This is a genomic window from Streptomyces inhibens, assembly GCF_022221585.1.
Taxonomy (GTDB): Bacteria; Actinomycetota; Actinomycetes; order Streptomycetales; family Streptomycetaceae; genus Streptomyces; species Streptomyces inhibens.
The window spans coordinates 4,010,562-4,022,233 of sequence record NZ_CP084681.1 but is presented as its reverse complement, the minus strand read 5'-3'; the positions used below and the strand labels follow the sequence as shown (position 1 = coordinate 4,022,233).

The following is an 11,672-nucleotide window of genomic DNA, read 5'->3' as shown; positions in this document are numbered from 1 at the left end:
GGCCTCGTCCTCCGAAGCCCTGCCCACCCCACGCCGGGCACGGCCAGTCTGCCAAGCTGACCCGGCACCCACCCACGGCGCTGCGAGGAGCGACACCGTATGGATCTCGATGTCTTCGTCACGGCACACGGCGCCGAATGGGACCGCCTGGACGCGCTGCTGCGCCGCAAGCACAGCCTCACCGGCGCCGAGGCCGACGAACTGGTCGCCCTCTACCAACGCACCACCACCCACCTCTCCCTCGTCCTCTCCAGCGCCCCCGACCCCGCGCTGACCAGCCGCCTCACCTCCCTGGTGGCCCGCGCCCGCAGCACGGTCACCGGCGCCCGCAAGGCCTCCTGGCGCGATGCCGCCCGCTTCTTCACCACGGCCTTCCCGGCAGCGGTCTACCGCCTGCGCCACTGGTGGATCCCCACCGCGATCCTCTCCACCGTGGTCGCCGCCCTCATCGGCTGGTGGATATCCGCACACCCCGAGGTCCAGGCGGCGATCGGCGCCCCGGAAGACCTCCGCGCCATGACCCGCCCCGGCGGCCAGTACGAGACGTACTACTCCAGCCACCCCGCCGCATCCTTCGCCGCCCAGGTATGGACGAACAACGCCCAGGCCGTGGCCCTGTGCCTCGTCCTGGGCGCCTTCCTCGGCCTCCCGGTCCTGTGGATCCTCTTCCAGAACATGCTCAACCTGGGCGTCGGCATCGGCCTGATGTCCTCGGCGGGCCGCCTCGACACCTTTCTCGGCCTGATCCTTCCGCACGGCCTCCTCGAACTCACCGCCGTCTTCATCGCCGCCGGCATAGGCCTGCGCCTGGGCTGGACCCTTATCGACCCGGGCCCACGCACCCGCCGTACGGCCCTCGCGCAGGAAGGCCGCTCCGCCCTCGGCGTGGCGATCGGACTCGCCGCCGTTCTCTTCGTCTCCGGCGCCCTCGAAGGCTTCGTCACCCCTTCGGGCCTGCCCACCTGGGCCCGCATCAGCATCGGCATAGCCGCCGAGCTGGCATTCCTCCTGTACGTCTACGTCCTGGGCGGCCGCGCCGTACGTGCCGGAGAGACCGGCGACGTCGACATCAGCGACCGCGACGCCACCCTCCCGACCGCCGCCTGATGTGCGCAGAGCCTCGCTGACCTGCTAATCTCCTCCTCGTCCCAGAAACCCGTTGACACGGGCAGACGGGGGAGGTAGATTTGAACGGTTGCAACGAACTGGACAAGTTCATCAGCGACGGTTAGCATCTCTTCCGCTTCGGCCGGAACTTCAATTCGGCGAGGCGCAACCGACCACTTACCGGAAGCCCCGGCCGATCAATTCGGCCGAATCCCTTCTGATAAAGTCGGAAAAGCCAAAAGGTAAACCCCCTCCGACGGGAAATCGGAAACGAATTCGGGCCGGCAACGGCACGAACAAGTTCTGATAGAGTCGGAAAGGCCGAAAAGCGAAAGCCGAACGGCCAACCCCGCTCCAACAGGGGGCCGGAGACGGAAACGGATCTGGTAAGGTTGGAACCGCGAAGAAGCCGAAAGGCCGAATCGCACCGGCGAAAATCGGAGCCGCAAGGATCTGATAGAGTCGGAAACGCAAGACCGAAGGGAAGCGCCCGGAGAGCCTGGTGAGACAGGCACAAAGGAAGCGTCCGTTCCTTGAGAACTCAACAGCGTGCCAAAAGTCAACGCCAGATATGTTGATACCCCGTCCAGCCGGAAGCATCCGGCGGATGAGGTTCCTTTGAAAGTCCTATCGACACCATGTGCCGGTAGGCAACACACAGCGAGGACGCTGTGAACGAGAGGGCTTATTCCGCCCACTCGTTCCGCTCAACGCGAGTGTCACCCGATTACGGGTAAACATTCACGGAGAGTTTGATCCTGGCTCAGGACGAACGCTGGCGGCGTGCTTAACACATGCAAGTCGAACGATGAAGCCTTTCGGGGTGGATTAGTGGCGAACGGGTGAGTAACACGTGGGCAATCTGCCCTTCACTCTGGGACAAGCCCTGGAAACGGGGTCTAATACCGGATATGACACACGACCGCATGGTCTGTGTGTGGAAAGCTCCGGCGGTGAAGGATGAGCCCGCGGCCTATCAGCTTGTTGGTGGGGTGATGGCCTACCAAGGCGACGACGGGTAGCCGGCCTGAGAGGGCGACCGGCCACACTGGGACTGAGACACGGCCCAGACTCCTACGGGAGGCAGCAGTGGGGAATATTGCACAATGGGCGAAAGCCTGATGCAGCGACGCCGCGTGAGGGATGACGGCCTTCGGGTTGTAAACCTCTTTCAGCAGGGAAGAAGCGAGAGTGACGGTACCTGCAGAAGAAGCGCCGGCTAACTACGTGCCAGCAGCCGCGGTAATACGTAGGGCGCAAGCGTTGTCCGGAATTATTGGGCGTAAAGAGCTCGTAGGCGGCTTGTCACGTCGGATGTGAAAGCCCGGGGCTTAACCCCGGGTCTGCATTCGATACGGGCAGGCTAGAGTTCGGTAGGGGAGATCGGAATTCCTGGTGTAGCGGTGAAATGCGCAGATATCAGGAGGAACACCGGTGGCGAAGGCGGATCTCTGGGCCGATACTGACGCTGAGGAGCGAAAGCGTGGGGAGCGAACAGGATTAGATACCCTGGTAGTCCACGCCGTAAACGTTGGGAACTAGGTGTGGGCGACATTCCACGTCGTCCGTGCCGCAGCTAACGCATTAAGTTCCCCGCCTGGGGAGTACGGCCGCAAGGCTAAAACTCAAAGGAATTGACGGGGGCCCGCACAAGCAGCGGAGCATGTGGCTTAATTCGACGCAACGCGAAGAACCTTACCAAGGCTTGACATACACCGGAAAACCCTGGAGACAGGGTCCCCCTTGTGGTCGGTGTACAGGTGGTGCATGGCTGTCGTCAGCTCGTGTCGTGAGATGTTGGGTTAAGTCCCGCAACGAGCGCAACCCTTGTTCTGTGTTGCCAGCATGCCCTTCGGGGTGATGGGGACTCACAGGAGACTGCCGGGGTCAACTCGGAGGAAGGTGGGGACGACGTCAAGTCATCATGCCCCTTATGTCTTGGGCTGCACACGTGCTACAATGGCCGGTACAATGAGCTGCGATACCGCGAGGTGGAGCGAATCTCAAAAAGCCGGTCTCAGTTCGGATTGGGGTCTGCAACTCGACCCCATGAAGTCGGAGTTGCTAGTAATCGCAGATCAGCATTGCTGCGGTGAATACGTTCCCGGGCCTTGTACACACCGCCCGTCACGTCACGAAAGTCGGTAACACCCGAAGCCGGTGGCCCAACCCCTTGTGGGAGGGAATCGTCGAAGGTGGGACTGGCGATTGGGACGAAGTCGTAACAAGGTAGCCGTACCGGAAGGTGCGGCTGGATCACCTCCTTTCTAAGGAGCACTTCTTACCAAGCCTGGCTTGGTCAGAGGCCAGTACATCAGCGAATGTCTGATGCTGGTTGCTCATGGGTGGAACGTTGACTATTCGGCGCACTTGATTCTTGGACGTTAGTACTGCTTCGGCGTGGAACGCATCTGGGGGTTGAGTGGGTCGGGCACGCTGTTGGGTATCTGAGGGTGCGGGCTTTCGAGTCTGAACCTTCGCGATGCCGGCCCCGGTGAAAATCTGCTTCGGTGGGTTGTGACGGGTGGCTGGTCGTTGCTTGAGAACTGCACAGTGGACGCGAGCATCTGTGGCCAAGTTTTTAAGGGCGCACGGTGGATGCCTTGGCACCAGGAACCGATGAAGGACGTGGGAGGCCACGATAGGCCCCGGGGAGCTGTCAACCAAGCTTTGATCCGGGGGTGTCCGAATGGGGAAACCCGGCAGTCGTCATGGGCTGTCACCCGCTGCTGAACACATAGGCAGTGTGGAGGGAACGCGGGGAAGTGAAACATCTCAGTACCCGCAGGAAGAGAAAACAACCGTGATTCCGGGAGTAGTGGCGAGCGAAACCGGATGAGGCTAAACCGTATTGGTGTGATACCCGGCAGGGGTTGCCAGTGCGGGGTCGTGGGAGTTCTCTTTCATCGTCTGCCGGCGATGAGACGAGTCAGAAACCGTTGATGTAGGCGAAGGACATGCGAAAGGTCCGGCGTAGAGGGTAAGACCCCCGTAGCTGAAACATTGACGGCTCGTTTGAGAATCACCCAAGTAGCACGGGGCCCGAGAAATCCCGTGTGAATCTGGCGGGACCACCCGTTAAGCCTAAATATTCCCTGGTGACCGATAGCGGATAGTACCGTGAGGGAATGGTGAAAAGTACCGCGGGAGCGGAGTGAAATAGTACCTGAAACCGTGTGCCTACAAGCCGTGGGAGCGTCGCGCATCGAGTTTACTCGGTGCGTCGTGACTGCGTGCCTTTTGAAGAATGAGCCTGCGAGTTTGCGGTATGTTGCGAGGTTAACCCGTGTGGGGAAGCCGTAGCGAAAGCGAGTCCGAATAGGGCGTTGAGTAGCGTGCCCAAGACCCGAAGCGGAGTGATCTAGCCATGGGCAGGTTGAAGCGGAGGTAAGACTTCGTGGAGGACCGAACCCACCAGGGTTGAAAACCTGGGGGATGACCTGTGGTTAGGGGTGAAAGGCCAATCAAACTCCGTGATAGCTGGTTCTCCCCGAAATGCATTTAGGTGCAGCGTCGTGTGTTTCTTGCCGGAGGTAGAGCACTGGATAGGCGATGGGCCCTACCGGGTTACTGACCTTAGCCAAACTCCGAATGCCGGTAAGTGAGAGCGCGGCAGTGAGACTGTGGGGGATAAGCTCCATGGTCGAGAGGGAAACAGCCCAGAGCATCGACTAAGGCCCCTAAGCGTGTGCTAAGTGGGAAAGGATGTGGAGTCGCAGAGACAACCAGGAGGTTGGCTTAGAAGCAGCCACCCTTGAAAGAGTGCGTAATAGCTCACTGGTCAAGTGATTCCGCGCCGACAATGTAGCGGGGCTCAAGCACACCGCCGAAGTCGTGTCATTGCAGCAATACTCCTAACGGAGGCTGTGATGGGTAGGGGAGCGTCGTGTGCCGGGTGAAGCAGCCGTGGAAACGAGTTGTGGACGGTTCACGAGTGAGAATGCAGGCATGAGTAGCGATACACACGTGGGAAACGTGTGCGCCGATTGACTAAGGGTTCCTGGGTCAAGCTGATCTGCCCAGGGTAAGTCGGGACCTAAGGCGAGGCCGACAGGCGTAGTCGATGGACAACCGGTTGATATTCCGGTACCCGCTTTGAAACGCCCAATATCGAATCAGACGATGCTAAGCCCGTGAAGCCGGCCTGGAGTCTTCGGACAAAGGGACGTGGTGGAGCCGGTGACCCGGATCTGTAGTAGGTAAGCGATGGGGTGACGCAGGAAGGTAGTCCAGCCCGGGCGGTGGTTGTCCCGGGGTAAGGGTGTAGCCCGAGAGATAGGCAAATCCGTCTCTCGTTAAGGGTGAGACCTGATGCCGAGCCGATTGTGGTGAAGTGGATGATCCTATGCTGTCGAGAAAAGCCTCTAGCGAGTTTCATGGCGGCCCGTACCCTAAACCGACTCAGGTGGTCAGGTAGAGAATACCGAGGCGTTCGGGTGAACTATGGTTAAGGAACTCGGCAAAATGCCCCCGTAACTTCGGGAGAAGGGGGGCCATTTCCGGTGATGAGACTTGCTCTCTGAGCTGGGGGTGGCCGCAGAGACCAGCGAGAAGCGACTGTTTACTAAAAACACAGGTCCGTGCGAAGCCGTAAGGCGATGTATACGGACTGACGCCTGCCCGGTGCTGGAACGTTAAGGGGACCGGTTAGTCAATCTTCGGGTTGGCGAAGCTGAGAACTTAAGCGCCAGTAAACGGCGGTGGTAACTATAACCATCCTAAGGTAGCGAAATTCCTTGTCGGGTAAGTTCCGACCTGCACGAATGGCGTAACGACTTCTCGACTGTCTCAACCATAGGCCCGGTGAAATTGCATTACGAGTAAAGATGCTCGTTTCGCGCAGCAGGACGGAAAGACCCCGGGACCTTTACTATAGCTTGATATTGGTGTTCGGTTCGGCTTGTGTAGGATAGGTGGGAGACTGTGAACTCTGGACGCCAGTTCAGGGGGAGTCATTGTTGAAATACCACTCTGGTCGTGCTGGATGTCTAACCTGGGTCCGTGATCCGGATCAGGGACAGTGTCTGGTGGGTAGTTTAACTGGGGCGGTTGCCTCCTAAAGAGTAACGGAGGCGCCCAAAGGTTCCCTCAGCCTGGTTGGCAATCAGGTGTTGAGTGTAAGTGCACAAGGGAGCTTGACTGTGAGACTGACGGGTCGAGCAGGTACGAAAGTAGGGACTAGTGATCCGGCGGTGGCTTGTGGAAGCGCCGTCGCTCAACGGATAAAAGGTACCCCGGGGATAACAGGCTGATCTTCCCCAAGAGTCCATATCGACGGGATGGTTTGGCACCTCGATGTCGGCTCGTCGCATCCTGGGGCTGGAGTCGGTCCCAAGGGTTGGGCTGTTCGCCCATTAAAGCGGTACGCGAGCTGGGTTTAGAACGTCGTGAGACAGTTCGGTCCCTATCCGCTGTGCGCGTAGGAGTCTTGAGAAGGGCTGTCCCTAGTACGAGAGGACCGGGACGGACGAACCTCTGGTGTGCCAGTTGTCCTGCCAAGGGCATGGCTGGTTGGCTACGTTCGGAAAGGATAACCGCTGAAAGCATCTAAGCGGGAAGCCTGCTTCGAGATGAGGGCTCCCACCCCCTTGAGGGGTTAAGGCTCCCAGTAGACGACTGGGTTGATAGGCCAGATATGGAAGCGCCGTAAGGTGTGGAGTTGACTGGTACTAATAGGCCGAGGGCTTGTCCTCAGTTGCTCGCGTCCACTGTGTAGGTTCTGAAGTAATGACCTGTGTCTTTGCCGGGTTGGTTAACTTCATAGTGTTTCGGTGGTCATAGCGTTAGGGAAACGCCCGGTTACATTCCGAACCCGGAAGCTAAGCCTTTCAGCGCCGATGGTACTGCAGGGGGGACCCTGTGGGAGAGTAGGACGCCGCCGAACAATCATTGTGGGGAAGCCCCGCACCTTATGGTGCGGGGCTTTTCTGCGTTTGAGGCCAGGAACAAGGAACACCTGTACCTGAGATCCGGTCCGGCCGGCGGGATGGGGCGCTGGGGTGCTGAACGAGACGTTTGAAGAACGAGCCCTCGGCCAGCCGGACGAAGTTCTACCAGCGGTGGGCGTTGCGTAGCGGTTGCTGGGGTCGGGGCTTTCTATCGGCGGCGCTGGGTTCGTACGGATGAGGCGGGCGGCGCTGATCGGAAGAATGGTGCTGCTGTTGAGGGCTGATGGTCCCGGCAGTTGCGCGGTGGCCAGGGTGGCCAGGACGCCGTTGGATGTGCGCCAGGTGGTGGGTCGCGGGGTGGTGACTGCGGTGGTCGGCGCGGCTTGTAGGGCTGGTGCCGTTGGGAACCAACCTGCTACGCGTCCCCTACACGTCCACGTCCCGTCTACTTCCCGCCTACATCCCGTGTCTCTGAGCGGGGTGGGTGGGAATTGCGGCCGTTACAACCGGCCAGTGGCCTTCAGGGTGAGGTAGGCGTCGGCCAGGTTGGGGGCCAGGTGGGCCGGGGTGGAGTCGATGACGGTGATGCCGTGGTGGCGGAGGCGGTCCGCGGTGCGGCGGCGGGCGGCGCGGGTTTGCTCCGCGGCAGCTGCTGCGTAGACGGCCTGGGGGGTGTGGCGGCCGACGGCCATTTCCTCGATGCGGGGGTCGGCGACGGCCGCGACGATGAGTTCGTTGCGTTGGGTGAGGCTGGGGAGGACGGGCAGGAGGGCCTCCTCCACGGGGGCCGCGTCCAGGCCGGTGAAGAGCACGATGAGGGACCGGCGCGGGGTGCGGCGGTGGATGGTGGCGGCCAGGCCGCGGGCGTCCGCCTCGACGAGTTCGGATTCGAGGGGTGCCAGGGCGTCGGTCAGGGCCGGGAGGAGATCGCGGGCGGCGCGGCCCTGTACGGAAGCGCGGACGCGGCGGTCGTAGGCGAGCAGGTCCACGCGGTCGCCGGCGCGGGCCGCGAGGGCGCCGAGCAGCAGGGCGGCGTCCATGGAGGCGTCCAGGCGGGGGATGTCGCCGACGCGGCCGGCTGAGGTGCGGCCGGTCTCCAGGACGAGCAGGATGCGGCGGTCGCGTTCGGGGCGCCAGGTGCGGACGGCGAGGTTCTGCCGTCGGGCGGTGGCGCGCCAGTCGATGGAGCGGGTGTCGTCGCCGGGGGCGTAGTCGCGGAGGCTGTCGAATTCGGTGCCTTCGCCGCGGGTCAGGATGCTGGTGCGGCCGTCGAGTTCGCGGAGGCGGGCGAGCTTGGCGGGGAGGTGCTTGCGGCTGGTGAACGGCGGCAGCACACGCAGCGTCCACGGCAGGTGGTGACTTCCCTGCCGGGCAGCCAGGCCGAGCGGTCCGAAGGAGCGGACGGTGACGCGGACTGCGTGGTGGTCGCCGCGGCGGGTGGGGTGGAGCGTGGTGGTGAAGCGGCGGCGTTCGGCGGCGGGGATGCGCGCGGTGTGACGGGATGCGGGGATGTCCGAGCCGGGGCGGAAGGTGCTCGGGGGCCAGGCGTCGCGGATCTGGGCACGCAGCGTTCGGCGGCTCGAGTTGGTGATGGTGAGGTGTGTGTGGGCTTCGCCTGTTAGTCGAACAGTTGTGTCACCGGTTCGGGTGAAGTGGAGCTTTCGCACTGGCGCGGCGAGCGCGAGATCGCACAAGATTGCTATCAGCAAGGCGAGTTGGACGGCGAGGACGCCGAGCCAGCTGGGCAGCACGAAGCCGACGAAGAGGGCTCCGAGTGCGGAGATGAGGGCGGTGCGTCCGGTGAGGGCCACGGTGTCGTCTCAGCGGGGGACGGGGAGATGAGCGAGTACGGCGTTGATCACGGAGTCTGCGGTGACTCCCTCCATCTCCGCTTCGGGGCGGAGCTGGATGCGATGACGAAGCGTGGGAAGAGCAAGGGCCTTGACGTCGTCAGGGGTGACATAGTCGCGGCCGGTGAGCCAGGCCCAGGCGCGTGAAGTCGAGAGCAGGGCGGTGGCGCCTCGGGGGGAGACGCCGAGAGAGAGCGAGGGGGATTCGCGGGTGGCTCGGCAGATATCGACGATATAGCCGGTGACTTCGGGGGAGACGGCGGTCTTGGCGACCGCGTCTCGCGCCGCGTCGAGGTCGGCGGTGGAGGCGACGGGGCGTAGTCCTGCGGCGCTGAGATCGCGGGGGCTGAAGCCGGCCGCGTGACGGGTGAGGATGTCTATCTCGTCGTGGCGGGCGGGGAGCGGGACCGTCAGCTTCAGCAGGAACCGGTCGAGCTGGGCCTCGGGGAGCGGGTAAGTGCCCTCGTATTCCACGGGGTTCTGCGTGGCGGCAACCAGAAATGGCTCCGGCAGGGGGCGGGGTGTGCCGTCGACGGTCACCTGACGCTCTTCCATCGCTTCGAGCAGGGACGCCTGGGTCTTGGGAGGCGTGCGGTTGATCTCGTCGGCGAGGAGGAGGTTGGTGAAGACGGGGCCCGGCTGGAAGGAGAACTCGGAGCTGCGGGCGTCGTAGACCAGTGAACCGGTGACATCGCTCGGCATCAGGTCGGGGGTGAACTGAACGCGCTTGGTGTCGAGTTCGAGGGCGGCCGAGAGGGCGCGTACGAGCAGGGTCTTGGCGACGCCGGGGGCACCTTCGAGGAGTACATGACCGCGGCAGAGGAGTGCGACGACCAGGCCGGTGACGGCGGGGTCCTGGCCTACGACGGCCTTGGCTATCTCGGTGCGCAGGTCCTCGAGGGAGGCTCGGGCGCTGTCAGCGGTCGGGGTGCTCACGGGGGGCGTGCCTCTCTGGGGAAACGATCGAGGATTCGAGTTCGTCGAGTTGGTCGGCCAGACGTACCAAGGCCTTGTCGTCCGTTGGAACCGGGCCGAAGAGCAGGGTGTGGAGATCTGTCGAGGCGTCAGGGTCGGAGGCCAAGTGGGTGTGGAGGGCCGGGAGTAGGAGGTCAGGGGTGTGGGCGTGAGTGGGGGACACGCCGAGGAGGGGGGCGAGCCGGGTGCGGGTCGCGGAGCGCAGCACGGCTGAAGCCCGGTCGCGGGCGTTGGCCTGCTCGTAGAGGCGGGCGTGACCCTCGGTGGTCTCGGCGGCCGGGACGGTGACGGGAAGTCTTTCCGGCACCAGTGGGCCGAGTCGGCGGGCACGCCAGAGGGCTGCGAATACGGCGGCGAAGGCGAGTTGGAGCAAGGCCCAGCGCCAGCCGGAGGGGATCAGGTCGAGGAAACCGCGCTGGTCGTCATGGGCGGATGACGGGTCGCTCACGGAGGGGAGGTACCAGACCAGATGCTTGTGCGTACCGAGGAGTTGAAGGGCCAGCGAGGCGTTGCCGTGCTCGGCGAGGTGGTGGTTGTAGAGGAGGTCGGGGGAGCCGAGGAGCACGGTGTCGCGGCCGGCTTCGGGGGCCGGCAGGCGCAGCAGGGTGGGCAGGCCGCCGCTGGGGTAGCAACGGTCGGCGCTGTCGGTGGGCGGGGTGTAGCGGAGGCCGCCGAGGAGGGCGCTGCCCGCGCGGCGGGCGTCGGGCAGGGAACAGGCGGGCCGGCGTGCGGAGATGCGGACCGGGGGTTCCATCAGGACGCCGGGTGCGAAGCGTTCGAGGGCTGGGGTGCCGGGGGCGAGCAGGACGGTGCGGCCGGGGGTGTGTGCGGTCGCGGTGTGCAGGCCCGTCAGCTGATTTTGCGTCAGCACGTCGGGATCGGTGATGAGCAGGGTGGTGTCGGGGCCGGCCGCGGCGGCGGCTTCCTCGGAGGTGGTCACGACGTGCGTGGAGACGCCGTGGGAGGCCAGGAGTTGGGCGATTGCCCGGCTTCCGGCCCGGTCGGCGGAGCGGGGGTCGAGCCGGCCGTGCTGTTCGCCGGACTGCAGGGCGGCGAGGACCACGCCGCTGACGACGAGCAGGAGGAGCGCGAGCAGCGGTCCGCGGGACCGGGTCCACAGCCGGCGAGCGGTGGGGGTGAGCGCAGGGGTGTCCGGAGTGGCCGTGGTCATCAGCGGCTCCTGGTCCGGGTGGCGGCCAGGTCGGGCTTGGCCTGCTGCAGGTCGGTGTCGAGGTGGGCCAGGAGGGTGTACGCCTGTTCCGTACCTGCGCGGCCGCCGTATGTGACGTCGTCGAAGGTGCGGGCGGCGGTGCGCAGTTGGTCGGCGTACCGGGGGAGCGTCCGGCCTGCTTCGGTGGCGGCCTCGTCGGCGGTGCGGCCCGGGCCGGGGGTGAGCAGGGCGCGTTCTTCGAGGGCGAGGACGAGGGCGCGCATGCGGTCCTGGATCGCTTGGTTCCAGCGGCCCTCGGCGGCGTGCCGGTCGGCTGCGGATCGGTGTTCGGCGGCGGTGCGGGGGGTGTCGGCGAAGAGTGCGCCGCCTGTGGTCGGAGTGCGGCGCACCGCGCCGAGCCGCAGGCGAAGCGCGACGGCCAGCAGCAGGACGAATGCGGCGATGGCCAGGAGCCCGATCCAGCCGCCGGGTGTGGCGCCGGAGGCCGCGCGGAAGAGTTCGTCGACGCGTTCCCAGAGCCAATCGAGGGCTCGCTGGAGCGGGTTGGGGTCGTGCTGGTGGTACCGGGGATCGGACAGTTCGCGCTCGGCCGCCTCGCGGGCGGGGAGGCGAGGAGTCCGTACCGGTATGTCGTCGTCGGCACGCGCTATGAGTCGTCCGAGCGCGGCCATGTTCCCCCCT

General features: G+C 64.2%; 5 protein-coding genes and 3 rRNA genes. 4 read left to right on the top strand and 4 right to left on the bottom strand.

Annotated elements, in window-relative coordinates; translation table 11 throughout:
* Positions 1–99: 99 nt before the first annotated feature.
* The 4 genes from KI385_RS18320 to rrf all read left to right on the top strand — a co-directional run bounded on the left by KI385_RS18320 (position 100) and on the right by rrf (position 6,991).
* A complete protein-coding gene (locus KI385_RS18320; protein WP_238573251.1) occupies positions 100–1,107 on the top strand; it encodes a stage II sporulation protein M in 1,008 nt (335 codons plus the stop codon).
* Between the two features lie 740 nt (positions 1,108–1,847).
* A 16S ribosomal RNA gene (locus KI385_RS18315) occupies positions 1,848–3,374 on the top strand.
* Positions 3,375–3,678: 304 nt separating this feature from the next.
* Positions 3,679–6,800: ribosomal RNA gene (locus KI385_RS18310) — 23S ribosomal RNA — on the top strand.
* A gap of 74 nt (positions 6,801–6,874) precedes the next feature.
* Positions 6,875–6,991: ribosomal RNA gene (gene rrf / locus KI385_RS18305) — 5S ribosomal RNA — on the top strand.
* Together the 16S, 23S and 5S rRNA genes form the textbook arrangement of a ribosomal RNA operon.
* Before the next feature lie 504 nt (positions 6,992–7,495).
* On the opposite strand, the gene KI385_RS18300 is transcribed toward rrf, so the two are convergent.
* From KI385_RS18300 to KI385_RS18285, 4 genes are read right to left on the bottom strand one after another with little or no spacing between them, the layout of a single operon-like run.
* The gene (locus KI385_RS18300; protein ID WP_238573250.1) at positions 7,496–8,806 is read right to left on the bottom strand and encodes a DUF58 domain-containing protein; all 1,311 of its coding nucleotides are present in this window, start codon (positions 8,804–8,806) and stop codon (positions 7,496–7,498) included.
* 9 nt (positions 8,807–8,815) lie between these two features.
* Complete coding sequence (locus KI385_RS18295; RefSeq protein ID WP_238573249.1) at positions 8,816–9,781, bottom strand: AAA family ATPase; 966 nt, start codon at positions 9,779–9,781, stop codon at positions 8,816–8,818.
* Positions 9,762–10,991, bottom strand: a complete 1,230-nt coding sequence (locus KI385_RS18290) for a DUF4350 domain-containing protein (protein ID WP_238573248.1) — start codon at positions 10,989–10,991, stop codon at positions 9,762–9,764. The genes KI385_RS18295 and KI385_RS18290 overlap by 20 nt, the downstream gene beginning before the upstream one ends.
* Positions 10,991–11,662, bottom strand: a complete 672-nt coding sequence (locus KI385_RS18285; RefSeq protein WP_238577737.1) for a DUF4129 domain-containing protein — start codon at positions 11,660–11,662, stop codon at positions 10,991–10,993. Before KI385_RS18285 ends, KI385_RS18290 begins: the two co-directional genes overlap by 1 nt.
* Between the last annotated feature and the right edge of the window lie 10 nt (positions 11,663–11,672).

What these genes read in the sequence shown, in the direction of transcription:
- KI385_RS18290 (WP_238573248.1), bottom strand. Translation starts at nt 10,991, where the DNA reads ATGACCACGGCCACTCCGGACACCCCTGCGCTCACCCCCACCGCTCGC.
- KI385_RS18320 (WP_238573251.1), top strand. Translation starts at nt 100, where the DNA reads ATGGATCTCGATGTCTTCGTCACGGCACACGGCGCCGAATGGGACCGC.
- KI385_RS18285 (WP_238577737.1), bottom strand. Translation starts at nt 11,662, where the DNA reads ATGGCCGCGCTCGGACGACTCATAGCGCGTGCCGACGACGACATACCG.